Genomic DNA, 26,941 nt, shown 5'->3' on the forward strand with positions numbered 1-26,941 from the left:
GAGTAGAAGAAACTATTAATTAAAGAAATCATGAAAAAAACACTATTAATTATATGTTCTTTAGTACTGGCGGTAAGCTGTACCGAAGATTTTGAAACGATCAATATAAACCCTAACTATCCTGCTTCTGCAGAGCCAGGTTTATTATTGCCGGGCGTACAAAGAGAGATGGCTTACAATTGGGGCGATCAAGGTTGGGAAGAAGGTTTTACCGTGGTACAATATGGGGCTAGACTGCAGTTTACCAGTGGTGATACTTATAACTGGTCTCCTTCCGGTGATCCTTATGATAACGCTTATGCATCTTTAAGAGATGTGGAAAATATTATTAGGGATACCGAAGCTAACGAAGATGCCCAGAATTATTACGGCGTTGCCTTGGTGATGAAATCTTGGATCTATTCTTATGTTACCGATGCTTACGGAGATGTGCCTTACTCAGAAGCTACCATGGGTATTGAGAATGGTAATGTTACTCCTGCTTTTGATGCTCAAAGTACTATATATGCCGGTATTTTGGCAGATTTAGAAACAGCGAATACGGTTTTGACAGATGCCGATAATATTTCAGGTGATATTTTTTATGATGGCGATATTGAAAAATGGAGAAAATTTGCCAATTCGTTAAGATTGCGTTTGTTGATGAGAATCAGTGATGTGGATAATGCAACCGCAGTAGCTGGTATGACTCAAATTACGAGTAACCCAACTGCATACCCTATTTTTGAGAGTAATGAGGACATGACCTTCGTGGCATGGAATTCAGATAACCCACAGCCAAAATATGACACGCGTAGTGGTAGTTTTGATGAGGTTCGTTTAAGCCAAACCTTAGAAACTCGTTTAAAGGATTTGAACGATAACAGATTGTATGTTTTCGCACAGCCTACTACAGCTTCTGAAAAGGGAATTTTCTCTGAAGATTTTGATGATTATGTAGGTATGCCAAATGGATTGGATGATGAGGCAGCATTAGGCTACAGTCCGTCTGGAAATCCAGATGAGTCTGGATCTAATTTCATTTCCAGATTGGGTATATTATTAGGTTGTAGAGCATGTAACCCAGAGCAGGCATCTGCTACCGCTTCACAGACCATTATCATGAGCTATTCTGAACTACAGTTCATTTTGGCAGAGGCTGCGGAAAGAGGATTCATTTCTGCAGGTGATGCGGCAACGTATTATGAAAACGGAATTAGAGCTTCTTTTGAGTACTACACAGAAAGAGTTGCTGCTGGCGGATGGTCTGATATTGCAAACGCTATGCAAGCAACGGATCTTGATGCCTATGTAGCGCAAGATGCCGTAGCTCTTACGGGCGATACCGATGACAATTTGGCTAAAATTGCACTTCAAAAATGGATTTCTCTTTTCTATACCGGTTTTGAAGGCTGGTCCGATTGGAGAAGAACGGGAATGCCAGAGGTAATTCCTGGTCCCGATGCCGTGAACGATGGTATGGTACCGGTTCGTTTTCAATATCCAAATTCTGTAAAATCCACGAACAGCGAAAACTACAATGCCGCCGTACAAAGTATGGGTGCAGATGATATTAATACCAAACTTTGGTGGGATGTTGATTAAGCATAGGGTTAAAAAATACACTTCAATTATTGCACTGACCATAGGGATGACCTCCCTATGGTCTTGTGATTATGACAAGTTGGATAATATGGGTGCGGAAAATACCCACGTTGTGGTCATCGGTTTTGATGGGTTGAGTCCCGACGGACTCCAGAATTCAGATACGCCTACTTTCGATAAACTAATGCAAGAAGGTGCATCTACCATGCATGCTAGGGCGGTATTGCCAACAAGTTCAAGCACCAATTGGGCTTCTATGATTATGGGGGCAGGACCAGAGCAACACGGTATAACTTCCAATTCATGGGAAAAGGATAATTTAGTTTTACCGGCAGTTACGCAGAGCGAACCGTTTTTATTTCCTAGTATTTTTCATTTGATACGTGAACAACGAAAATCGGAGAAAATCGGAGCCATTTATCATTGGGGCGGTTTTGGTCGCTTATTTGAAAAAAGTGCCGTTGATTTTGACGAAAATCCGGCTACGGAAGAAGAGACTGCCGTGAATGCCAGTAGTTATATTAAAGTAGAACAACCGTTATTTACGTTTATTCATTTTGACCATATTGACCACGCCGGTCATGAGTTTGGACATGGTACAAAAGAGTATTATAAATCTGTTGAAAAAGGAGATTCATTATTGGCTGAGATTATGAAAGCCATAGCGGCATCTGATATGGCAGATAATACCATGGTCATCATTAGTTCCGATCACGGGGGTACAGGAAAAGGGCACGGTGGTGAATCCATGGATGAAATAGAAATACCATTTATCCTTTGGGGAAAGGGTATTAAAAAGAATTACCAAATTAAATACCCGGTATATCAATATGATAATGCAGCAACCGTTGCTCATGCCTTGAATATAAAAACACCGCGCGCTTGGATAGGTAGACCTGTATTTGAAGCATTTGAGGGCGAAACAATAGTAGATGATTATCCTGTTTTGGTACAATTGAAGAAACCAGAATTGTCTAATCCGGCAAAAGGCTATGCTGCTGAAGGCGGATTGTTCAATGATTCTGCTGAACTCATTTTAAAGAATCCCAATTCGGTAGGTGAAGTAAAGTATACATTAGATGGGAATATGCCCAATAGTGATGCCTACACTTTTTCGTCACCCGTAGTGCTTACAGAAAACACGGTGGTTAAAAGTGCTGTTTTTGTAGACAGTACATTGAGTAGCGGGGTAAAAGAAGCGTATTTCAGAATTAAACCAGTGATATTAAAAGCTCCCGTTTCTTATGAGGTTTTTCATTTGAATAACCTGTCGTTTATTCCATCCATCGGCAATAGAAAACCAGATGCTACAGGTGCCGTATTCGAATTTTCATCGGAAGAGGTGCGTCAACATATTCAATCGAATACGCTGTTCCGCTTTAAAAGTATACTTGAAATACCTACGAATGACAACTATAATTTTGCCATAAGATCAGATGATGGTAGTCAGTTATTTATTGATGGTGATTTGGTGGTGGATAACGATGGTGACCACGGCGTAAGAACAAAAAACGGAAGCATTGAACTTGAAAAAGGGAAGCATACCGTTGAGGTACTTTGGTTTAATGGTGGAGGTGATGGTTGGTTAGATGTGTATGTGAAAAGTGATGAAATGCCCAATCAGATTTTGTCGACCAATCTTTTAAGAAACTAACATTGAAAAAGTACAAATACCTCTTAGTTATACAGATTCTTTTGGTATCGGCATTTTGTTATTCTCAAGGTGTCAATATGCAATTACCCAGCTGGGAAGAGGGAATGATGGATATTCACCATATCAATTCAGGTAGGGGAGATGCCGCTTTTGCCATTTTACCGGACGGTACTACTTTATTGATTGATGCTGGCGATATGTCTGAGACCCACCCGAGAACATTGTCGGCAAGAAATGCACCTAGATTGCCAAATACAAATAAAACAGCACCAGAGTGGATTGTTGATTACATACATCAATTTTTTCCGAAAGGATATAAAAAACAACTGGATTATGCGCTGATCACACACTATCATGATGATCATTTTGGTGAATTGGATAGTTTAAGGTTAAAAGCCGCAAATGGGGATTATAGGCTCACCGGTATTACCGAAGTAGGCAATAAGTTTCCTATACATAAAGTGTTGGATAGAGGCTTTACATACCCCATTAATTTACGTAACCCCGAGATTCAAAATCAAGAAAGGTTTCAAAATGATGCCTATGGTATGGTGCCGACGCTTAAGAATTATTGGAAGTTTTTAGCGGCTGAACAAACTCGAAATGGTTTGGTACACGAGCAATTGATACCAGGGCAAAATAACCAGATCGCTTTGGTGAACAAAGCGAAAAAGTATCACAATTTTAATATTCGCAATATTGCCGTAAACGGAACAGTTTGGACGGGGGTAGGTAATGATACATTGGCTCTTTTTTCAAAAGGGGAATACCCGGGTGAGAATAATTTGAGTACCTGTATTAAAATTAGCTACGGTAAGTTCGATTATTTTACCGGCGGAGATATTAGTGGAATAAATGGTACCGGTGCTACCGATGATAATTCGGTGGAATCTCATATTGCACCCGTTATTGGAGCGGTAGATGTGGCAACCTTAAATCACCATGGCAATCGCGATTCTCAGAATGATTTCTACGTGCGTACATTGAGACCACGGGTATGGATTCAACAAAATTGGTCATCAGACCATCCGGGTGATGAAGTATTGAGAAGAATTACATCCAAAGAACTATATCCCGGAGAACGTGACATTTTTTCTAACGTCATGTTACAGGCAAATAAAGATGTTATTGGTGGTAGATTAAATCAATACAAAAGTCAAAATGGTCATATAGTGCTACGCGTATATCCAAATGGAAATACCTACGCCATTTTTGTACTTGATGATACCACGGATAAAAGAGAAATAACCGCAAAATTCGGACCGTATGAAGCAAGATAAACTACTGAACAAACGTACCGAAGGCGATATAAACAATACCAAGGCAAGAAATGAGTGGATTGAAGGTATCACTGATCTTAAGACCTTAAAATTATTGGAAAAAGATGCGCGTTACTTTTTTCATCAAGCATTATCTACTCCGTGCTTAGACGTGCTCGGTAATTGTAACGGTGCACATATAGAAAATATATCTGGTAAGCGCTATCTTGATTTTCATGGTAATAATGTGCATCAATTAGGATTTTCGCATCCTAAATTGGTAAAGCGTTTAACCGAGCAATTGCAAGGCTTATCTTTTTCTACCCGAAGATATACGAATGAGCCTGCTATAAAATTTGCAGAGAAGCTTACCTCCTTACTTCCTTCAGATTTAAATCGGGTATTAATGACCCCAAATGGTAGTTCGGCAATCGGTATTGCCCTGAAACTGGCACGAGCCATTACGGGCAAGTTTAAAGTGGTCTCTTTCTGGGATTCTTTTCATGGCGCATCTTTAGATGCAATCAGTGTTGGTGGCGAAGCGGTTTTTAGGGAGTATATGGGTCCCATGATGCCGGGTGTTGAACGCATTCCGCCACCGGTAACCTATCGCGGAATTTTTGAAGGTAATGAAGCAAAGTGCTTGGAGCATTTAGAATATGTTTTCGCCAAAGAAGGTGATATTGGTGCCTTTGTTGCCGAAACCGTAAGAAATACCGATGTACAACTGCCATCTCTAGGGTTTTGGAAAGAGGCACGTGCCCTGTGCGATAAATATGGGGTGGTACTTATTTTAGATGAAATTCCCATCGCATTAGGTAGAACAGGTAAAATGTTCGCTTTTGAACATTATGACATTGAACCCGATATTCTTTGCTTGGGAAAAGGATTGGGAGGCGGAATTTTTCCTCAGGCATGTATCGTTACCAGAGATAGGTATAACACATTCCCAGATATTTCATTGGGTCATTATACCCATGAGAAAAGTCCGTTAGGTGCCATGGCAGCTTTAACTACCTTAGAAATTATAAAAGACGAAAAAATCTTGCATAAGGTTGCCGGTGACTCGTTGAACATGTGTACATCAATGACCATATTAAAAGAAAAGTACGAACTGATTGGTGATATACGTGGTCGCGGCTTACTGTGGGGTGTTGAGTTAGTTACCGATAGGGAAACAAAAGAAAAGGCAGTGCAGCAAGCAGAACAGGTAATGTACGAATGCCTTAAAAACGGATTGAGTTTTAAGGTGTCTGCCGGCAACGTACTACAGTTGGCGCCAGCTTTGACCATCTCAAGAAAAGAGCTAAAAGAAGCCTTGATAATTTTAGAAAATGCACTGGAAAGTGCGAGTAATTAGATACGTATGAAAACAATAAAATTTAATGTATTGGTTGTCCTTTTATGGGGAACTGTTCTGAATGCCCAAAAAAAGGCAGCTTTTGTGGTTCAGCCTTATTTGCAAGATGCGAACCCTACCGAAATGACCGTTAAGTGGGAGACATCGTTAGGTGAAGAAAGTGCTGTGGAATATGGTACTACACCAAAATTGGGGAAAAAGACAAACGGAAATGCTTATGATATTAACTTCAGTACTTCTCGTATTCATGAAGTACACCTAACCGGACTCAAAAGGTTTACTACGTATTATTATCGAGTAAAGACCGGTAAGTTGGTATCCGATATTTTTCAGTTTAAAACTCCTCCATTTGCTAGTGATAACGAATCGTTCAACTTTTTGGCGATGAGCGATATGCAAATAGATTATCAGAATCCAGATAAGTTCAATGAAATAGTAAATAAAGGAGTGCTTCCTTTTTTAAAGTCGGAATATGGTAATGACGTGCCAGATGATTTGGCAATGGTATTGATTCCCGGAGATTTAGTGGAGAACGGAGCAAAATATGAGCAATGGCAGAATGACTTTTTTAAGCCCGCGCAAAATCTATTTGCTGAAGTACCCGTGTATCCTGTTTTGGGAAATCATGAACGAAACTCCAACTATTATTTCAAGTATTTCAGTCTACCAAAGAACGGTACGCCTGCCTATGCCGAGCATTGGTGGTATAAAGATTATGGCAATACGAGAATCATCGGGCTGAATTCTAATGATGGTTATCGTGATAGTAGAGAACAATTTGCATGGTTAAAATTATTGCTTGAAGAGACGGCAAAGAATGAGGAAATCGATTTTGTTTTCGCACAGTTGCATCATCCGCATAAATCAGAATTATGGATTCCCGGTGAAGAAGAATCCTCAGGTAAAGTGGTAAAAATGTTAGAAGCGTTCACAACCGAAACCGGTAAACCCAGTTTGCACTTTTTTGGTCATACGCATGGCTATTCAAGAGGACAGTCTAAAGATCATAAACATCTTTGGATCAACGTAGCCTCGGCGGGAGGCGCAATAGATAATTGGGGAGAATTTGAAGGTAGGGATTATGATGAGTTTAGCGTTACCCAAGATGAGTATGGTTTTGTTATGGTTGAGGTAGACGCGAATAAGAACAACCCTAAATTTACGATCAAAAGAATAAGCCGTGGTAACGAACACAAGTTCAGGGAAAATGAAAAGACCGATGAAATCGTCATCTACGCAAATGAATATAAACCCAATACTCCAGAAGCTATTGCATTTAAAGGTAATGTGGAGTACACTGGAGGAATGTTAAAGGCGCAACCTTTTAAAAGCACGTTGAAAGATGCCTACCATGCGGCTTCGCACTGGCAAATAGCCACCACCGAAGATTTCAGTGATTTGGTATTGGATAGTTGGAAGCAATCTGAAAACTGGTATTACGGGGAGAACAGGCAAAAAAATGATAACTTAACCGATGAGCCTACCAAAAGGCTAAAACCAAATACCAATTATTATTGGCGTGTACGTTACCGAGACCAGTATTTAAATTGGAGCGATTGGTCAAAAACGCAGTCTTTTAAAACAAATAACTAATTGATTATGAAAGTACTATTAAGAATGTTTTTGGTGACAATGCTATTTGTTACCACACAGATAAACGCTCAAGAAGATAAAGATCCCAATGTGTTTTTAATTACGTTGGATGGCGTGCGCTGGCAAGATGTGTTCACAGGTATGGATACTGACCTGTTGAATAGTGAATTTACACAAAATAAAGATTTGCTGACCCGAAAATTTGTGGGTAAATCAACCGAAGAAAATAGGGAAATGGTCATGCCTTTTTTTTGGAATACCATTGCTAAAGAAGGACAATTGTATGGTAATAGAAATAATGGGAGCAAGGTAGATTTAACCAATAAAATGCTGTTTTCCTACCCTGGGTATAATGAGATTTTAACGGGTAAGGCAGATGACGCCCATATTGATAGTAACGATAAAAATTATAATAAGAACGTAACGGTGTTAGAATTGGCAAACAGCCAAGATGAATATAAGAACAAAGTAGCGGCCTTCGCCAGTTGGGATGTGTTTCCGTACATCATCAACGATAAAAGAAGCGGTATACCTGTTAATGCGGGCTACATGAACGCAATTGGAGAATTGAACGAAAAAGAACAATTTTTAAATGAGGTTCAAGAGCAGGCTCCAGTAATTTGGGAAAGTGTGCGCTTAGATGTTTTTACGCATCATTTCGCAAAAGAGTACGTAAAAAAGAACCATCCGAAAGTGGTGTATATTTCTTATGGTGAAACGGATGATTTTGCACATGGCGGTCAGTTTGATTTTTATATGAAATCATTGCACAACACCGATGCTTTAATAGCAGATTTGTGGGATTATGTACAAAATGATGCATTTTACAAAGACAATACCTATTTCATAATTACTACAGATCATGGTAGGGGAGATGGTGTTCAAGAAGATTCAAAATGGACAAGTCATGGTACAGATGTAAAAGGAGCTGAGCACACTTGGATCGCTATTTTGGGACCAAATGTAAATCCTGTTGGTGAAGTGGGCAATGGTCAACTATTTGCAAATCAGATAGCACCAACGTTAGCTAAAATCTTAAGCTTAAAATCGGATGATAAGTCAATGTCGGCAAAGCCCATAAACTTAAAATGACATTGACAATTTCTTTAAATAAAAGATAGTATTAATCGCCATTTTTACGCTGAGTTTAGAATAATTTAGAGTTGTTAAAAAGCCAATGCCAATTAATTTTGGTGTTGGTTTTTTTGTAACTAATTAAAAATTAAAAGGGCGGTTATATTTTTAATAACAGCCCTTTTAATAATTAAGAGATAAAACTTTTAATTCATGTTGTATTCAACGTTGACCGTTAATTGTTCTTGGTAGTCTGCATAAAAACTTGTCCAATCATCATTATAATTAGAACTACTACTAATAGCTTTTATATCACCTAAACTGGTGTTTATGGTTTTACATAGCTCAGTAGCATACGTATTTGCATTTTCCAATGCAGCGTTTAATGCCATTTTATTATTCACTGACGATACTATTTGTTTTACTTGAAATTGAAGTTGTACGCCTAATAAATTAGTTTTTAATAATTTCATGGCTAACTCTTTAGAGTCGGTCTCATAGTATAAGATAGTACCATCTCGTTGATATCCTAAAGAAAAATATTCCATTTCTTTTTCTTGAAAGATAGCCGTATCAATATTTAAATCTTTCAGTTCTTGAAAGTATTGTTTTTTTAACTGCTCTAGGTTTTCTACTCTGGTGTCTGCATAATATACTTGATCCATACTTAGTGTGGCTTTAACACGGTATTTTACAATTGTTTTTTCTAATGGCGCACTGGCGGTAACAGTTACGGTTTTTGCCTTTGTGTCGATCTGTGCCTGCATAGCGGTAATTCCAAAAAGGGTCAATAATAGGATGTAGCTAATTTTTCTCATTTGTGTTTGTGATTTTAAATTTTGAAAGTTTATTTATTAATTATCTAAGAAGCATATTGTCAGTTGTTTATGTGACAAGTAAGGCTTTAATTTTGAGGGGTATATATTTTTACATAATTCTTATTTTAGGGTCATTTTTTTATTATTTCAAATGATTGTAATTTGTTTCGTACTTTTATTGTGAATTTTAGACTGCATATTTTAAGGAATCACTAGTCAAATTTTTTGTGTTCCCATTGTATATTGCATTTTGTATATAAATCATTAGTTATTTTCAAAATATATTTGTAAGTTAAATCCTGTTAATTTGAGAACTATATTTCCCCCCTGGGATTAACGAATGTAATTAGCTATGAAAAAAGATACAGTTTGTATTATAGATGACGACCCTATTTGTGTGTATGGTACTAAAATACTTTTGAACCATAACAATTTTATGAGTGCTGATATTCTTGTTTATGAGGATGGAGATGAAGCGCTAACCAATTTAACCGCCCAATTGAATAAAGGGCAGCAAATGCCAGATATTATATTACTGGATCTTAATATGCCCATAATGGATGGCTGGGGTTTTTTGGATGAATTTTCAAAATTGCCACTAAAGAACAAACCTCAGGTGTATATAGTAAGTTCAATGTACGGCGAGAATGAAATGAAAAGGGCAAAAGAGTATGAGTTGGTTCGTGATTTTATCACTAAACCATTGATCTCAAAAAATTTGAATGACATTATTACCATGAGTAAGACTGCTGTTTAATAGTTGGCAGGTTTTAAAAACGTCTGTAACTATCAAGTCTTCTTTATGGTATTGAAAGTGTCAAAAGGTGCATTGTTGGTTTTATGCAACCTCCAGCTCATTTAAGATAAAATCAATATTGACCACATTTGCCTTGTGATAGCTAACTAGTCTATTAAAAGACATCATATACCCTAATCCGTCCAATGCTTTGTTATCTGTTTTCTTCAGGCAGATTTCTTGTAGGTTCTCAATGATTTCGTTCACTATAGAGTCTACTGTGTTGCCCGGGTTTACTTCTAACGACCGCAATGTTTTGGCTACCAATTCTTCATTTTTAGTATTGGCGTTAATGTAGTCTTTAATGGCTTGTTGTCTATGCTCATCTAAAAAGCTAATGTCACAACTGTTGAAATAATGGTTTACCTGCTTGTTTATGGCATACAGGTTACTTAATTCTTTTCCCAATAATTCTTGCTTGTCCATCATTTTTAAATTTATAATTTCATCATAATATAGTTTTTAAGGTTAATGTTTATTAATGTTATTGCACAATATAATATCTCAAAAATGTGATAATTAGAAACCATTTAATACATCTTTGCTAGCAAGTTTAAACGGAGTTATTTTATCATCATCATCCAAATACCTTTGAGCAATACACTTGCCTACAAGTGGCTCGTATAGTTCATATTTCATATTACTGCCCGAAAATTTAGAGGTCCAGTAAACCAATTTTTTTAAATTAAGATTTTTGAACTCTTCCGATATGCGCTCTTGAAATTCACAACCGGTTATACTCAAAACTTCCAATTGGGTGAGCGTTGCTAATTCTATGGGTAGCGTGCTTTGTTTAAACCCTTCTATTCCCAAAACACGAAGCGATTTCATAGTGCCTAACCATTGTGGTATTTCTCTTTTGCTGTTCTTTCCGCTTATTAAAAGTGTATCCAGATTTAAAGTGGCAATTGCTTCTGGGTAGGTTTTCATTTCTTTGGATATATGTTCTAACCAAAGATATTTTAAGGTTTTCCATTGGGTGATGGTCTCAACTGCATCATATCCAAAGTCATCACAGAAATTAACTTTAAAGGCTTCTATTTTTGGAACCTCTAAGGCAGCTACGGTTTGAACATCACAGCTGTAAAGTTCTAGTATTTTTAGCTTATTTAAAGTCACCTTTGGAAGATTTTGAATACCCTCACATTCTCTTAGTTCCAGATGTTCAAGATTGGGAGTTTGCTCCAAAACCGATTGCAATGAGGCACTATCTCCTTTGTAATTATTGAGTTGTAGGGATTTTAATTTTAAGTTTTTATAACCTGAAAGTCCCGCGCAGAATTCTGGTTTGTCTTCGGGAAACTCAATAAAAAGACGTTCTAAATTCGGACAAGTTTTTAACAGCTCCGCAACATTTGAAGCGGGACCGGTATATTCGTATTTCTTAATGTACTCTGGATTTTTAAGAAACCCGAATCCCGATTCACCTGCGATGTAGGAGTTGTTTTTACCTAAGTCCATCTGTTCGGCATCCACAACATTATAAAACTCTTTTAAATCGAATATGGAAGTATTTTCAACATACACCTGAGTTGCTGAACGTTTCATTTTTCCAGGAACAATTCCTTTTAAACCTTTTATGGTCAACTGCTCTGTATGTATTGGCAGTGCATCCGTATTTAATTCCAAATGATTCTCGAATTGAACAGTGAATTGCTTTAGTTTTTCAATTTTAGAAAGAGCGGCGGGAACATTTACCGAACTAGGTGCTTCGTCTACAGGTGTGGCATACGAAGTGTTTTTATACAGGGTGATGCTTTCTATTGTTTCCGATTCATTTATTTTACCAAAAATCCAATCTAAGTCGGGTACTAGTTTAAAGGTTATGTTGGTTAGGTTTTTAAATGCAGCCAAAGTGTTTGTATGCTTTGTTTCCGGAGCTTCGCAATCAATTGAAATGGTGGTCAATTCTTGAAAAAACTCCGCATTGTCCAACACATAATTTAGCAGTTTGGGTGTATCTAAATTCAGTTCTTTTCGGCTTGATTTTTTGGTCATTGGGGCAATGTCTACATTGCGGTTGCCAATTTTTGTAACCAAATTCGGTTTCGATTCAAAACCAAAAAAGAAATCAGAAGAAATGGTTGTTATTTTAGGGGCTATAAGTTCAAATAGCTGTAACTCTGGCATTGCTTCAAAACCGGTAGGCAAGGTTGCTAAACTGTCTGAAACTACTTTAAATCTTTCTAGTTTCGGCAGGTTTTTCATTTCCTTTGGCAGTGCTGTAAGCTCATCTAAACCGAACAAATCTATCTTGTTCAAAGTGGATGGGAATACAACTTCAGACAAATCTTCTACTCCTACATATTGCAGCTTTAGCACTTTTAAACTTGTGAGGTGTGAGAGCCAATTGAAATCTTTTAAATAGGTATTGTTATCATCGCCTCCAAAAGAGTAATCGCCTTTAAAGTTGAATTCTTCTAGTGCTTTTAGTTTACCTATTGAAGCAGGTATTTGCTGTAGGTAAGGCATGTTCAGCTTCATTTGCTTCAAATTGACAAGGTTGCCCGACTCTTCTGGCAATTGCTCAAAATCTGCCTTTATTTCCAGTTCTTCTAAAGTCGTTAATTGTGGTAAATACTCTAGAATAGAATTATAGCCGTTTCCCTCATCTTTTAGAGAGATTTCTAATTTTTGAATCCCGTTTAATCTGCCTAATATATTCGGGTGTTCTACCAAACGGTCTAAAAAGTTTTTGGTGAAATTGAATAGCCCTAATTCGGGTTCTTTGAATAATAACGAGTGTAGTTTAAATAGGTCTAGTTCATCAGAAAGTAATCCGTATTCCAACATAGCAACCAATCTGGAGTCTACGGATTTCACACCTCCTTTTTGACTTATCTTTTTTCGGCTTTTAAATGCCGCCTGTAAATTCTCCGGTGCTTGCTTTTTTATAATGTTGGTACACTCCGTTCTAATTTCTTTCTTAGCCGTGGTTTTTGCTATAACAAAAATTTCATAATAAAAATCTTCAGGGTAGTTGGCACTCTTTTTAATTGCTTCAAAAGATGCATCTATCTCAAAAAAATCGAATTGAGGAGTTTCGTTGGTATTCGGCATAACACACGTAATAGTTTAGATGTACAAAGTTTTCTAAATGCATCCGAATTTTTGTCACTGCATTCCGTGATATTAAGAAAAAAAAATCCTGTAGATAAAAATATCCCCAAATTCCGTTAGAAGGAAAAGTTGAATTCCGGCTACCTTGCCATAAAATATTTGAAACTATAAAATAACATTGGGCAGCATAAGTTTATATGATGTCACATTTTTTTCAAATCAATTTTTCAGAATAAAAAGCATAAAGAATAGCATCATATGATTCCAGCAGAAGAAGCTCATAAATATATAGGTCAACATCAAAAACCAGCAGTAGACCGTTTTGAATTTCGTCCCTTTTCTCAACCCTACAGAAGGCTTGGGCAAATTTTAGGGCGAATAAAGAGGGAGAAGTATGAGTATTATAATATTAACGACTTCATTAATGAGTTTGATGATCCTTTAACAATCAACCCTTGGGCAACGGAAGAAGGCATGCGTTTGGGTATGCAATTATTTGGTTTGGTACAAGCACCGTACTTAGCTGCCATGTGGGATTTTATTAACACCATGCCCTACCAGAGAAGCTATGGTCGTAAAGCGTTTAGGTCTCAACCCAGTGAAGATATTTTACAGAATAAACTAACGATATTCAGTAATTTTTTAAGCGCTAGCCGTTCTGGTTTTTGCGGACTCACCTTGCAAGAACATTTTCAATACAGCACGTATTACCCACATTCTAACAGTGTTTTTTTAGCTATTGTTTTGCAGAATAGTGGAGATATGTTCAATGAATTATTGAACGATATTATTCAAGGCGAAGATGAAATTGGTGGTGTAAGTCAAGATATTATTAGAGCTTTGTTATTATCCGAAGATGAAAAGCATTGGGAGATGGTGGGTAAATTATTGTTGGCAGCTCAACGTCAAGAAGGTTTACGACAGTCCATTTTGGAATCTATGGATGAAGCGGGACTCCAGTCTTTGAAATACATGATCAATGTGGTGTTGGAGAACGACCTTACCCGTTTCAGCAGTGTGGTACGGGCGGTAAACACTTGGTTCGGATTAAATTGGGACGCCCCAAAGAAATCGGTCATCAATCGTATTTTAGAATTGGCGCATTCCCTGATTTTAAACTTAAAGGAAGTAGATACGCTTTTGAAGAGCAAAGATAATATTGAGGTGTTGGTGGCATTATGGGCTATCGGTATTTTAGATGCGGATAAAGCCAATGCCAAAGCCTTGGATATCGTGTATTCTTCAGCAGATAGAAACAAGAAGATTCTAGCGCTCTACTTTATGAGTAAAACCGAGCGTACCAATGATTCTTTGGTCCCTTATTTCATACAAGAATTAGGGAAAGATTATGCGCTAGACCATTGGATGGCGGTTAACTTACCGGAAATGCAGTTGGATAATGATACGTTCGTAAAACTGTTCGAGGTTGCAAAAACAGTTGGGAATAAGGGAAAAACATACGAAAGCAAGATTTTTTCTTGGTGGAGTTTTACCCCTAGCTCACAATATTTCTATCAGTTTTTATTGCATGAAGCTACGGAACAACAGCTGGAGCTAATGGCGAACGATTTAGATGAATTGCCATCGGAATTTAGGGAAACTTACATTCGTAAAGTTTTTCCAATACATTACAGTTATGCGTTTCACCACTATAAGACCGACGAGAAAAAAGTAAAGTTGGACTACGATAAATACTCGTGGCGTAGAGCATTGGCAAGAAAGGCGGTGTACAATAGAAATGAGTGTGTTATGGCAACGGGACTTAACATTTTCCGAAAGATGTATTTATATGATACAGATTTGAAGATTGCCGAAGATTTGCTGAAACGCAAAGGTAAAAGTATGCGTACCGCAGTAATTCAACTACTGGTCAGTTTGCCTAATGATGATGTAAAAACAAGCGCCACCAATTTAGTAACGGCAAAAAGTATAGACCAACGGTTGGCAGGTTTGGAGATACTCACCATTTTAGATGCCGAGAACAGATATCCAGATTTTGTTGAAGCGCAAGTAGCTGCCTTTAACGAGCGACCTAAAATCTCCAAAAACGAACAGGTACTGTTAAATAAGTTCGTTAAAAATAAGGATGAATACAATTTCAGTAACGGTTTTGGAGCTATCGATTATGATAATCTAAGTGCCGTGTACCAACCGCAACCGCGCTTTGAAGTTAAATCTAGTTTCTTGGATAAATTGGGTATAAAAGGCTCCATATCCTCGAATTTTAAGTTTAAGGATATTATGGATGTCAATAAAATCATAGCCACCGTTAACAGCCTAATTGCTTTGGTGAACGAAAACGGAAAATATGAATACCAGATGGAAGGCTACCAAGGTGAAACCGATACTACCTTCATTAACCGTGGGCTGCATGATATTAAAAGACTAGACGAGCATGCCACGGCAGAAGACCGTTTGCATAATTTACCATTGTCAAATATTTGGGTGGCTTGGTACGAAAAAAGTCAGCTGAACGATTTTGAAATGAGTGCCGTCTTACGTTATCTAAACCATAAAAGTTATCCCTTTGGGCAGTATGAAGAATTGGTACCTTTTATGAAACAGTTTTTTCCCGATTTAATGGGGCTACATCTTAATGATAATGAAAACTATTACACCAAAATAAGAACGTATAGTACCATTATTGGGCGTCTTTTTAAAGTGTACGCAGATAGAAGTACCGTTGTTTCGTATAAGTTGGATGTCTTTGAAGATATGGTCGCTACCTTTCCGGAACGGTTACGAAATTTACAGTTTCAATTAAGTGGTTACCACCATTCCATTACGGCGAATTGGGCGCATATTATTACCACGTTTGCAGGTAATTTAAGTGCAAATGAAATTGAATTACTTTCTAAAGATGACCTAAAAAGGTATTGGGACCTTCATATGTATTTGGTAGCGCAAGACCTTGGTCATCCAGATGAGATAACCGAAATAAAGGAAATAACCAGGGAGAAACGAAATTCGGGCAACCTTAAGTTTCCAGATATTGAGGTGACCTTAAAATTATATAAAGAAGGATTGATCAATGACGATGACCTTCTTTTTCAAGCATTATATTCCAACGAGCTCATGTCTATCATTGATGGTGGTTCTAACTATAGATTCCGCAGGAGTACTATTGAAGAAAATCCCGTTCCCAAACATGTGTTTTTACCCTTAAAAACAAACTTGTTGGAAACCGAACTGGAACGGGGCGATTTGGTAACTCCGGCAACGGAATTTATCTTTCCTATACATACCGTAGAAGGGGTAGACTATGTTTTTAAGGTATTGCAACGTTTGGGTAAAGAAACCTTTGAGCGTGGCTACAGTTATTATGGCAATAGCAAGAGGTCGCTTTTCAGCTCTATTTTAAAGAAAACAACCTTTAAGGAAACCGAGAGTTATGCCGATTTTGTAGCATTGGCTGACGAACATAAAATACCCAAAAAACGATTGATAGAAGTGGCGTGCTACGCCACACAATGGGCAGGCGTTATCGGTGAATATTTAGGATTGGAAAAACTGGAAGATGCCGTTTGGTGGTTTCAAGCCCACGCCTCTGATTATATGAGCAGCGAGAAAGAAACCATTATTTCTAGGTATTCCAACATTCCAAAATCCGACTTTTCATTGGGTGCCATAGATATCGATTGGTTCAATAAAGTGTACGGCAGTTTGGGTAAAGCCAACTGGAAAATACTGCACGATGCCGCCAAATATATTACCGATGGTAATGCGCACAGATTGGTAAAATTATATTCTAGCGTAATGTTGGGCGAGGTGAAAATTACCGAGACCTTAAAGAAAATCAAGGATAAGCGAGATAAGGATTATGTGCGTGCCTTAGGGTTGATTCCGTTGAGCAAAACCGTACCTGAAAAAGATTTGTTGAAGCGGTACAACCTATTGCAAGATTTCCTAAAAGAAAGCAAGCAGTTTGGGGCACAGCGCCAAGAAAGCGAAAAGGCTGCGGTAGAAATTGCTCTAGATAATTTATCTAGAAATGCCGGTTACCAAGACCGTGTACGTTTCAGTTGGGCGATGGAGGCGAAAGCAACCCAGACCATTATGGAAAATGCGGTGTTAACTATTGAAGATACAGAGATTGCCTTGGTCATCAACGACCTAGGTAAAGCCGAAATCAAAGTTACCAAAGGCGATAAATCCTTAAAATCGATTCCTGCGAAACTGAGGAAAGACAAGCAGGTAGTCGCGCTTAAGGAAAGCAAAACGTATTTGTCTAGACAGTACAGCAGAACCCGTTTGTCCTTAGAAAATGCCATGGTAAACGAAGATAAGTTTACCGCTTTGGAGATTCATAACATGATGCTGCATCCTATCGTTAAAGTGATGTTGAGCAAGTTGGTGCTGTTTGCTCCAGAAAAAGAAATTTCTGGTTTTTATACCGATGGTAGCCTAACGGATGTTTCTGGCAAAAATCATAAATTACAAGAAGAAGATGTGTTGGTCATTGCCCACGCATCGCATTTATACACCGCAGTGGAGTGGGATGTCTACCAAAAACACCTCTTTGCAGAGCGTTTGGTGCAGCCGTTCAAGCAAGTGTTCAGAGAACTGTATTTACTCACCGAAGATGAACGCGAGCACAGCAATAGGTCTGAGCGCTACCAAGGGCACCAAATTCAGCCCAAGCAGACCGTGGCACTATTAAGAGGTCGCGGCTGGACGGTGAGTAGGGAAGAAGGCTTGCAGAAAGTATATCACAAACGTGGTTTCATCGCCACCATGTACGCCATGGCAGACTGGTATTCCCCGTCAGATGTAGAGGCGCCAACGCTAGAGGAAGTGTGTTTCCATTCCATTGAAACCCACGAGCGCATTCCGTTGACCGATATTCCGCCCGTGGTTTTTAGCGAGATCATGCGGGATATGGACCTTGTGGTAAGTGTTGCCCACGTTGGCGGCGTAGACCCAGAGGCGAGCCACAGTACCATGCAAATGCGCGCAGCCCTAGCCGAAGAATCGGCAAAACTGTTCAAGCTCAGCAACATAACGGTCAAAGAGCGCCACATATTTATACAGGGCACGTTGGGCGAGTACAGCATACATTTGGGTAGCGGTCAAGTGAGTAAAAACGGCTTGTCGTTGTCCATCATTCCAGTACACAGTCAGCATAGGGGTCGCATGTTTTTACCCTTCGTGGACGACGACCCAAAATCTGCGGAAATCATTTCAAAAATGAAGTTGCTATCAGAAGATAATAAAATACAAGACCCAACAATTTTGGCACAGATAAACAGCTAAAAGTTAATGATAAGGGCGTTACCCCACTTAGGTGGGGTCGGGCTTTTGTTGCAAGTCCGCGTGCTATCGCACTGTGGGCTTTCCACGACAATCCCTAACGCAAAAACAAAATAGAGATCAATGGAAATTACATTACAGCTAAAAAGACTGGGTAAGAAAAAGGTAAAACAAGTGCCTTTTACCTTAGAAGAAACGCCAAAAAATCTGGAAGAACTTTTAATCGGTTGCGTAAAAAACCAAGTAGCGGCGTTCAACAAAAAACGGATGGAAGTTAATGTGGTCGGTTTTTTGAGTCCCGCAGAAATTCAGGACCAGGCACAGAGCGGTAAAGTAGATTTTGGTGATTTAGCGAACAAAGACCTCGCCAACGAGCAAAAAGCGATAGAAAATGTTTTGCTAGCCTTTAAAGACGGACTCTTCGTTGTATTCTTGGATGACGATGAGGTAACCGATTTGAAAGCACCCATTGAACTCACTTCAGAAAGCGTTATCGCCTTTATACGAATGACATTTTTGGTGGGTACCTACTGGTAATACTTGCCAAAATAAAAGTGGTTCAAATTCCATTTTTCAGAACACCAATAAAGAACTAAAACACATACGATTTTGACATATTTAGATCCAAGTATCAATGATGAGGTACAGAATTTAATGATAGACGTTTTTGAAGCTATCAAAACATCACAAGAAGCAACGCTTAGCGTTACCGAGCTATTAGCTACGCAAAATATCTTTGAGAACATTTTTGAGAAAGTAAAGCATACCGGTTTTTACAATGAAGATGAAAATTTTAAACTGGTAAAAGCCATGAATATAGATACCGATGGTTCAACTACCGAAGAAGCACTTTTCAACAGTTGGAGCAGTATGGTAAAAACCATAAATACGGCTGCATCGCAAGAAGAATTCAATGCTAAATTTGCTTTGTTCGTGCCTATTCTTTTAAAAAGAATGACGGCTATAAATTAAGGAGCGGAATAGTCATTCAATTAATTAGCATCATTTTTTTTACTTGTATCGGAAGAGATTTAATAGCTGCCTTCTTACTTTTTTACGCATATTATGGAATTCAATAAAAATTACCTTTCCACCTATTATAAGCATATACAAACGGATGATAATTTCCCTGAAGCTTTTCTCTATGAGCTTTTTCTAGTGGGCAAAATGACCAGGGACAAGGAAACCATTAATGAAATTGCTGAATACATAGAAAAATATGGTACGGTAGAGATTAATGCTGCTTTTAAGACTAGAAGTAAGTTACCGGAAAAGGGAGATGACAGTGAAAAAATACTAAACTCATTTATCAATTTCACTTTAAAAGACCCGCTATTTCCATTAGGTAAATTATATGGCAAGCTAGGCTTTTTACAGGTTTTTGTGAATGAAACCCTTGCAGAGAAGTTAGAAGAACAACCTGCAGTAATTCAAAGATTTGAGGGAATAGAAAAACTCATAATTGAAATCGATTTGCAAGACAACATTTTAGAGCAATTTTGCAATATTAAAACAATCAAAAGCCTAGAAATAGAAGGTAGTTACCAAAAATTGCCCGAAACTATTGGGGGTTTGGAAAACTTGGAGGAACTAGAATTGGATCTGGAACATTTACAGCAGCTTCCCATTAGCTTCTTCAATTTAAAATCCCTAAAAGAATTTTCGTTGACGCTAAGTATAAAGGAAGGTGAGCAGCCTTTTGCATTACCTAATAGGTTTCATAAGCTTACGAAATTGGTTGAATTAAATTTTTATGACGCGGCTCTTGAAGATATTTCAGAACTTTTGTTTCCTGAAAACATAAAGGAAATAGGGTTTTATCGCCTAAAAAACATCAAAAAAATACCGAAATCCATTGTTTCGCTCAATAGATTGGAAAAATTATCGATTTTCGATTGTGCAGATGTAGCAGAATTACCATCCGCAGAATTAATGTTGCATAATCTATGGATGTTGCGGTTGCAAAAACTTCCGCAGATTCATTGTATTGAAGATAAGTATCTGTTTTTACCAAATATTAGGTCTGTGCGGTTAGATGAAAATGTTCAGATTAGTAATGGAAATACTGTTTTTGAAAATACAGAATTATCAATTTCAAACATTTCTTTACTGGAATATGTATTGAACCATCCTGAAAATTTTCCAAAGTTAAAAAAGTTGAAGGTTACTGAGTTATATGATTTTTCAAGCATAACCGTGGGCTTGGAACAATTAAAATCATTGGAAAGTATTGAAGTGTTTCAGTTGAAAAACAGCGAAATTCTATGGCGACACCTGGGTAAATGTTCTCAATTATCACATATAAAAATTGTAAATGCAGATGTAGAAACACTACCAGAAGATTTAAGGAATATAGAGAGCTTAGCAGTTTTGGAAATAAGTGATTGTTCTAATTTGGTACTGTATACAAACAGCCTGCCTGCTAGAATTAATGACTTTAAAATTGTGGGAATTAAGGAACTTATTTCGGGTAACCGGCTTATTAGAACAGAGCGGACGTATTTAGATAGCGTACCGATACAAGATTTAAAGAACTTTTTTGGTCATTTTGTTGTTTCAAAATTCCTATGGTCTATAACTGGTGGTGAACAGTTTACTGAAGAAGACTTAACACAGTATTTGCCAGAACCTGAAAAGCTTAAAGAGCTAAAATCATATGGCACAACAGCTCACTTTCAAGATGTTTTAAAGTACTGTACCAAATTGGAGCGCTTGTGTTTAGCGAACAATAATCAGAGTAATTTGCCAATAAACAGCTTTCCTGCCAAACAATTAAAGGAGTTAAAATTAAAGTTATATAACGCAGGAAACTTGGAAGTTATTTTGGGTAATACACCTAATTTAAAAACCATATTTCTAGAACATTATAGGGTTGCCAATTCTTTTCCTGAGGTGAGATTGAACCAATTAGAAAATTTACATGTTTCTAGAAGTTCTTTGGCAACTTTTGAACCGTTAGAAGCCCCTGCGCTTAAAAACTTTAGTCTTTCATTGTGCTATGATTTTAATATGGAAGGGTATGAAAAGTTAGCCAAGTTTACTAGGTTAAAAAAAATACACTTTAATGGTATACATGATGATGTAGACAATGTTCCCGAGAATATAACATCCCTTGACCTTACGGAATTAAACTTTGGTTATCATATGAAGGCAGTTCCAGAATACCTAAAAAAGCTACAAAATCTAGAGACGTTGTATGTAGATAATATAGATTTTGATCACCTGCCAACTTGGATTGCGGATTTACCTAAGCTTACGCGTTTAAGTATTGACGGGTGTTCATTTAAGTATAGTGTTCCTGAATATTTTCAGAAATTAAAATTGAAAGAGCTCAAGTATTACATTTCAAAATTTAAAGGTAGCAATATGTCTCCTGAGAAATATAAATATTTAATTACACCTGGTTATACTATCTTGAAAAAGGAGTTTAGTAATCATGTGAATACATACTTCTAATGGAATAAGTATATAATATCACTGAAAACGGGTAGTAATTTTAGCGCTATACGGTCCATCTTTACTGTATCAAATTAAAACAGAATTATGGATTTTAAGACAATGCTGCAGCTACCTGTACTAGAAATTTCTCAGGTGCTCAAAACCCTTCAAGGAATAGCGAACGAAGAACGAAATAAGGAAAAACCCCAAATGCCTAACGTGTCAATCAGCACCAGTACGGGTCATGTATCTGGATATTTTATTAATTATGACACAGAAAAAAGTATCGTTTTACTCGGTAATTGGTACGACCACAAACCGGATTTGCAATACGTGGAGTTGCATTCCATTGTTTCGATCTCGCTAGGGAATATTGAAAATTACCTATATCAATTTTCAGATGGTAACATTCCTTTTACGCCGAATGCAGATGATGTGCCGACTCTACTTCAACTTAAAAAGGAGATTAGAGATCTAGAGCAATCAGCAGAAAAGATGTTGGGGAAAGCAATAACGATCAACTTTGCGTATGAGGAAAAGCCAGACGATGTGGAGAAGTTCTATGCCAAGAAATCAATCTCAATTTTAGAGGGCACATTAGAATCCATAGCCACCGATACACTTGCCAAAGAAGCGTTCGTAAATGCGATTGCCAAAATCTCTTTTAAACTGGAGAAAGCGAATAACGTGAGCCTGGAAAATGAACTGCTTTCTATTTCCATAGATGTTTCAAAAGGGCTAAAGAGTGTCGCATCAAAAACTAAATTGCAAGATCGTATAGAAAAATGCTTGTAGCCTGTAAAGGTCAAAATTGCAGTAAACAAAAAAAAGGAAAGCCAATTAGGCTTTCCTTTTTTACTAACAACATAGTCTTTACAGACCAATATTCTTAAAGATTGTTCTCCAAGAATTCTCTAATGACCAAATCAGAGAAATATCCACTGTGGTGACCTCCCCAGCAAGCTGTAAGTGAGAAAACACCATCTGCTATCTTCAGTTCTTTTTTGTCTTCTGCACCCTCATTGGCTATGCAATACACTTCAATCTTGTTAATACTTTCCGCAATGGCTTCTTTACCTAAATCGTCGGTACAAACTTCTTTGAAAGCATCTGTAACACGCTGTAAACAAACGCTTGGTACAAATTTTATATAATCCATTTCAAAGGTATCCCAGTTAATGTTAATCGGTAATTCTTTACCTACTATTTCATTAATCTCGGTTTGGTAATCCCCTACATATTGTTCTTCAATTGCCTTAGCAGCTCTTTTTTCTTGTAATCCCATGATGAATATTTTAGATGTAATTTTGAATACTTCAAAGGTATTTTAAGACGTTAGTTTCTAAGCACCCCTATTAAGTGAAAAGTAAAACTCACGGAATTCCGTGAGGTGTACGGCAGGCAATCGTTCTAACTTCACTTTATAAAATTTCAGGTATGAAAACATTGATTGTAATAGGCGTTTTACTTGTGCTGTTTTTCATTTTCGTAAACAACTTTTCTCGCTTTATGGGGGGAATCTCAACCAACAAGGCTGCTGATAATTTGGAACAATACTTGGAAAAAGAACACAACGGCGAGCTAAGTTTTAGGGAACTGAATCGGTTCTTTAATGCCGCTACCATGAATCCGAATATGTTTACCGTTGTTATTTTCCATAAAGAAATACCTGAAATTGAATTCTACTGCCATGTAAACCCGAAAGAGCTGTTGGAGAATGATACCTTATCGTACTATGGAACGGAAAACTTAAAAATTGCTGACCTCTACGAAAGAGAACGCAAACGCTATGAAACGCGACAAAATGTAAAAGCCGATTTTATAAATGAACTTCCTGAAATCAATTTTGAGAACGATAGGTTTGAAATTTTTATTCCCGGGGAAATAAAAACAGCTGCTTTACATGATTTGATAGATAGGTTTGTCGCAAGGTTGAACAGCTCTTATGAGGAGTTGGATATTCCCTACACCATGTCTTTGTTTATCAAGACCGAAGCCCATCCCGAAGGGTATATTGATATTCCGCTAGAGAATATTGAAAATCAATGGCATCCGCAAATATTTATGCTTTCGCCAAAAATGAGCGATTTTGATGCTATAGAAAATAAGATAAAAGAGCGTGTACAGTCCGATTTGGACAAGTTGTATCCCAATTATGAAATAGACGAATCTTATAGAAAAATTATCTTGGATAAAACGGCATTGTCTAAAATTGCATGGGTGCAATACCTGAACGATACAACGATAGATAATGACAAAAACGAGAAATGGCAAAACCCTTTAACCGGACTCTATGTTACCTATTACGATATAGATACGGGGCATTTATATTTTGGGGAAATGATATCTCAGGAAAACGATAAAATTAGCTATGATGAGACTTTAGAACTCATCAAATTACGGGTTGAAGCCGAAGGAATTCAAATGTAAAAGTGGCTGAGTTTAGTCGAATAATCCGGATTCTATCGCATATTTCACGGCTCCTGTAGTTGTTTTTGACCCTGTTTTTAGAAGAATGTTCTTTCTGTGCGTTTCTACGGTATTGACCGATATAAAAAGCTTTTCCGATATTTCTTTGGAGGTCAGTTCGTCTGCCAATAAAGAGAGCACTTCTTTTTCTCGTGGGGAAAGCTCAATATTCTTATACTTTTTACGCTCAAAAATACTTTCCATATAACGTTGCTTAATGACTTCGGAAAAGTATTGCTCGCCGCCTAAAACCGTGCGTACCGCTTTTTGCAATTCTTCTTTACTGGTGAATTTTGGTACAAAACCGTCAGCACCTTTTTGAATGACCTTGTGTACCGTTCTATGATTGTCCAACATGCTCAACATGATAATCTTTACGGTACTGTGTTTCTTTTTTATCTCGGTCAACAATTCAATACCGTCCATTTTTGGCATATTGATATCGCTGATAATCAATCCTATTTCAAACTGGTTCAACAACCGCACTACCTGTTTTCCTTCCGTGGCAAGGTGTACTTCACCAATTTCGGGCATGTCGCCCAAAATGGTGTTGATGCCTTCAAGAAACATTAAATGGTCGTCTGCTATAATAATGTTGATTTTCTTCACGATGTCTGTTTTAAAGGAATATCTATAGTTATGGATGTTCCGCTGCTGGCACTGCTGTCAATGTCTAAAGAACCTTTCATTTTTTGTAAGCGTTCTTTTATATTTCGCAGCCCTATACCTTGTTTTTTATGTTCATGAAAGCCTTTTCCATTATCGTTTACCACAATATTCAAGTGGTCTTCGTGTTTGGTAAGCTGCACTTCTGCATTGGTAGCTTCGGCATGTTTAAGAATATTGTTGACCAATTCTTGTACCACACGGTAGACATCGGCAAGAAGGGCATCGGGCAATTGATTGATATCTTCCTCCGGATAAAAAAACGTTTGAAAATCTATGGTGACACTTTTGGAAATCTGGTCTATAAAATCGCTCAAGAAATTCGTAAAACCCAGTGCGGCAAAAGCTGGCGGATGCAATTGATGCGAGAGTCCGCGAACATCGGTACAGGCATTATTTATTGCCGTTAATATTCTTTTGGTCTGTGGTTTTTCTTGTTGGTCTTCTATGTAATGCTCAAATGCTATTTTAATGCCTGCCAAATCACTGCCTATACCATCGTGAATTTCTCGTGCCAGGCGTGCACGTTCTTCATCTTGCCCTTGTTGATATTTTTCTACCGCCGACAACCTGTAATCTTTGATCATCTGGTTTATTTTCTGGTCGGCATTTTCTTCGCGCTGCATGCTCAATTCTTGCTGGACTTTCAATCGCTTAAAATATTGGTGACGCAGGATAAGCAGCGAAATCAGGACCAATACAAATCCGGCAATAAAAGCATTTCTAATAATACGTTGTCTCTTAACTGTTAGCTCTGCCTTTTGAAGTTCGGCTTCGCCCAGTTTTTGTTCTTTTTCAAGTAGGTCTATTCGCGTTTCTTTCAATTGCGTTTCATACCGCTCTTGTAGCTCGGCAACATATTTTTCTTTATCCAATGAGTTTTGCTGCGAAAGTGTACTCACTCCTTTTTCGTAAAATGCTAGTGCCTTCTTGTAATCACCTTCATCTTGATATAATTGAGAAAGGTTCTTGTAGATGTCCGATTTGTATTGTCTGATGGATTGTTCTTCGCCCATTTCCAAAGCTTGCTCAAAATAGGAGATGGCTTGTTTGGTATGCCCCAATTTACTTTCGCACAAACCCAGGTCGTTCAGAATAATGACCATGTCCGATTTAAAATCGACTTCCTTTAAAAGTGACAAGGTTTTCTTTAAAGAAATAACCGCTTCTTTATACTTGTTTTCTTTGACCAACATTTGAGAAAGATTCATGTTGATATACGCAATTACCGCTTTGTTCCCTTCTTTTTCACGATAGTCCAAAACGGTTTTAAAATGCTCGCGAGCGGCATCATATTTTCCTTGCTCTTTTAAAATACTCGCATAATTAAAGAGGGTAACCAATACACCGTCATCATCGCCCAATTCTCGGTAGAGGTCAGCGGCACGGTCTAAATTTTCGGTTGCTTTTTTATACTCCTTTTGTAAAACGTATAAAGTGGCTATGTTTTGGTAGGCATTTGCTTCTTGCTGGGTATCGTCCATTTTTTCGGCATACCGTAAACACTCCAAAAAGCTTTCCATTGCTTTGGGGTAATTGCCAAGATTTTTATAGCCCAACGCCAAAATATTATAGCTTGCCGCCAAGCCGTTTTCCATCTCTAGCTCTTTTAGCAGTTCAATGGTTTTTTGGGTTTCACTGACCGCCGTTTTATAATCGCCCGAAATATTACCCAGATTCGCCAGTGCATAATGCGCCCTGATGGTATGTATTTTCAGCCCTAATTTTTCACTTTCTTCAAGCCATTTTTGTGCAGCTTCTTTTGCTAATATAGGTTGTGCATATACGTTTTTTTGATAAACGTATGAAAGCGAGTCCATTAGCTTGTTTTCTTCTTTGTTTTGCGACCAACTATTCGTGTAAGCTCCTAAAAACAGGAAGATGATGAGGGTTTTATGTAATGTAATTAGCTTCATTTAA

The 26,941-nt window shown here is 37.8% G+C and carries 19 protein-coding genes; 13 read left to right on the forward strand and 6 right to left on the reverse strand.

Going from position 1 to position 26,941, the window contains the following annotated elements:
* The first annotated feature begins 30 nt into the window (after positions 1-30).
* From EXIGUO8A_RS11070 to EXIGUO8A_RS11095, 6 genes are read left to right on the forward strand one after another with little or no spacing between them, the layout of a single operon-like run.
* Positions 31-1,584 carry a SusD/RagB family nutrient-binding outer membrane lipoprotein gene (locus EXIGUO8A_RS11070; RefSeq protein WP_159303166.1) on the forward strand — a complete coding sequence of 518 codons (1,554 nt, stop codon included), beginning with the start codon at positions 31-33 and terminating at the stop codon, positions 1,582-1,584.
* Positions 1,574-3,238: an alkaline phosphatase family protein gene (locus EXIGUO8A_RS11075; protein ID WP_159303167.1), complete on the forward strand. Its 1,665-nt coding sequence runs from the start codon at positions 1,574-1,576 to the stop codon at positions 3,236-3,238. Before EXIGUO8A_RS11070 ends, EXIGUO8A_RS11075 begins: the two co-directional genes overlap by 11 nt.
* Before the next feature lie 2 nt (positions 3,239-3,240).
* Complete coding sequence (locus EXIGUO8A_RS11080) at positions 3,241-4,518, forward strand: MBL fold metallo-hydrolase (protein WP_236564472.1); 1,278 nt, start codon at positions 3,241-3,243, stop codon at positions 4,516-4,518.
* Positions 4,505-5,857, forward strand: a complete 1,353-nt coding sequence (gene pbfA / locus EXIGUO8A_RS11085) for a (R)-1-hydroxy-2-aminoethylphosphonate ammonia-lyase (protein ID WP_159303168.1) — start codon at positions 4,505-4,507, stop codon at positions 5,855-5,857. Before EXIGUO8A_RS11080 ends, pbfA begins: the two co-directional genes overlap by 14 nt.
* A 6-nt stretch (positions 5,858-5,863) precedes the next feature.
* Positions 5,864-7,450, forward strand: a complete 1,587-nt coding sequence (locus EXIGUO8A_RS11090; protein ID WP_159303169.1) for a fibronectin type III domain-containing protein — start codon at positions 5,864-5,866, stop codon at positions 7,448-7,450.
* A 6-nt stretch (positions 7,451-7,456) separates the two neighbouring features.
* Positions 7,457-8,542, forward strand: a complete 1,086-nt coding sequence (locus tag EXIGUO8A_RS11095) for a phosphoglyceromutase (protein ID WP_159303170.1) — start codon at positions 7,457-7,459, stop codon at positions 8,540-8,542.
* A gap of 188 nt (positions 8,543-8,730) precedes the next feature.
* Here EXIGUO8A_RS11095 and EXIGUO8A_RS11100 read toward each other — a convergent pair whose 3' ends face one another.
* On the reverse strand, positions 8,731-9,342 hold the full coding sequence (locus EXIGUO8A_RS11100; protein WP_159303171.1) for an SIMPL domain-containing protein: 612 nt from the start codon (positions 9,340-9,342) through the stop codon (positions 8,731-8,733).
* A gap of 352 nt (positions 9,343-9,694) precedes the next feature.
* Between EXIGUO8A_RS11100 and EXIGUO8A_RS11105 the strand changes: the two genes are divergently transcribed.
* On the forward strand, positions 9,695-10,099 hold the full coding sequence (locus EXIGUO8A_RS11105) for a response regulator (protein ID WP_116770503.1): 405 nt from the start codon (positions 9,695-9,697) through the stop codon (positions 10,097-10,099).
* A gap of 81 nt (positions 10,100-10,180) precedes the next feature.
* Here EXIGUO8A_RS11105 and EXIGUO8A_RS11110 read toward each other — a convergent pair whose 3' ends face one another.
* Both EXIGUO8A_RS11110 and EXIGUO8A_RS11115 read right to left on the reverse strand, forming a co-directional pair.
* Positions 10,181-10,567 (reverse strand): hypothetical protein, encoded by a 387-nt coding sequence (locus tag EXIGUO8A_RS11110; protein ID WP_159303172.1) that lies wholly within the window; start codon positions 10,565-10,567, stop codon positions 10,181-10,183.
* A 90-nt stretch (positions 10,568-10,657) separates the two neighbouring features.
* Positions 10,658-13,198, reverse strand: a complete 2,541-nt coding sequence (locus EXIGUO8A_RS11115) for a leucine-rich repeat domain-containing protein (protein ID WP_159303173.1) — start codon at positions 13,196-13,198, stop codon at positions 10,658-10,660.
* A 258-nt stretch (positions 13,199-13,456) separates the two neighbouring features.
* Between EXIGUO8A_RS11115 and EXIGUO8A_RS11120 the strand changes: the two genes are divergently transcribed.
* The 5 genes from EXIGUO8A_RS11120 to EXIGUO8A_RS11140 all read left to right on the forward strand — a co-directional run bounded on the left by EXIGUO8A_RS11120 (position 13,457) and on the right by EXIGUO8A_RS11140 (position 22,681).
* Complete coding sequence (locus tag EXIGUO8A_RS11120; protein WP_159303174.1) at positions 13,457-18,451, forward strand: DUF4132 domain-containing protein; 4,995 nt, start codon at positions 13,457-13,459, stop codon at positions 18,449-18,451.
* A 120-nt stretch (positions 18,452-18,571) separates the two neighbouring features.
* Entirely contained in the window at positions 18,572-18,985 is a 414-nt protein-coding gene (locus tag EXIGUO8A_RS11125; protein WP_159303175.1) for a hypothetical protein, read from the forward strand.
* A 72-nt stretch (positions 18,986-19,057) separates the two neighbouring features.
* A complete protein-coding gene (locus tag EXIGUO8A_RS11130; protein ID WP_236564473.1) occupies positions 19,058-19,420 on the forward strand; it encodes a hypothetical protein in 363 nt (120 codons plus the stop codon).
* Positions 19,421-19,513: 93 nt separating this feature from the next.
* Positions 19,514-21,904 carry a leucine-rich repeat domain-containing protein gene (locus tag EXIGUO8A_RS11135; RefSeq protein WP_159303176.1) on the forward strand — a complete coding sequence of 797 codons (2,391 nt, stop codon included), beginning with the start codon at positions 19,514-19,516 and terminating at the stop codon, positions 21,902-21,904.
* A gap of 87 nt (positions 21,905-21,991) precedes the next feature.
* A complete protein-coding gene (locus tag EXIGUO8A_RS11140) occupies positions 21,992-22,681 on the forward strand; it encodes a hypothetical protein (protein WP_159303177.1) in 690 nt (229 codons plus the stop codon).
* Between the two features lie 94 nt (positions 22,682-22,775).
* Here EXIGUO8A_RS11140 and EXIGUO8A_RS11145 read toward each other — a convergent pair whose 3' ends face one another.
* Positions 22,776-23,171, reverse strand: coding sequence for a hypothetical protein (locus tag EXIGUO8A_RS11145; RefSeq protein WP_159303178.1), 396 nt, complete (start codon positions 23,169-23,171; stop codon positions 22,776-22,778).
* 152 nt (positions 23,172-23,323) lie between these two features.
* Between EXIGUO8A_RS11145 and EXIGUO8A_RS11150 the strand changes: the two genes are divergently transcribed.
* Positions 23,324-24,316, forward strand: coding sequence for a hypothetical protein (locus tag EXIGUO8A_RS11150; RefSeq protein ID WP_159303179.1), 993 nt, complete (start codon positions 23,324-23,326; stop codon positions 24,314-24,316).
* A 12-nt stretch (positions 24,317-24,328) separates the two neighbouring features.
* Here the strand turns inward: EXIGUO8A_RS11150 and EXIGUO8A_RS11155 are convergent, their stop codons facing one another.
* Positions 24,329-24,964 (reverse strand): response regulator transcription factor, encoded by a 636-nt coding sequence (locus EXIGUO8A_RS11155; RefSeq protein ID WP_159303180.1) that lies wholly within the window; start codon positions 24,962-24,964, stop codon positions 24,329-24,331.
* Entirely contained in the window at positions 24,961-26,937 is a 1,977-nt protein-coding gene (locus EXIGUO8A_RS11160) for a tetratricopeptide repeat-containing sensor histidine kinase (RefSeq protein ID WP_159303181.1), read from the reverse strand. The genes EXIGUO8A_RS11155 and EXIGUO8A_RS11160 overlap by 4 nt, the downstream gene beginning before the upstream one ends.
* Between the last annotated feature and the right edge of the window lie 4 nt (positions 26,938-26,941).

It is taken from the genome of Maribacter litoralis, assembly GCF_902506355.1.
In the GTDB taxonomy this organism is placed as follows: Bacteria; Bacteroidota; Bacteroidia; order Flavobacteriales; family Flavobacteriaceae; genus Maribacter; species Maribacter litoralis.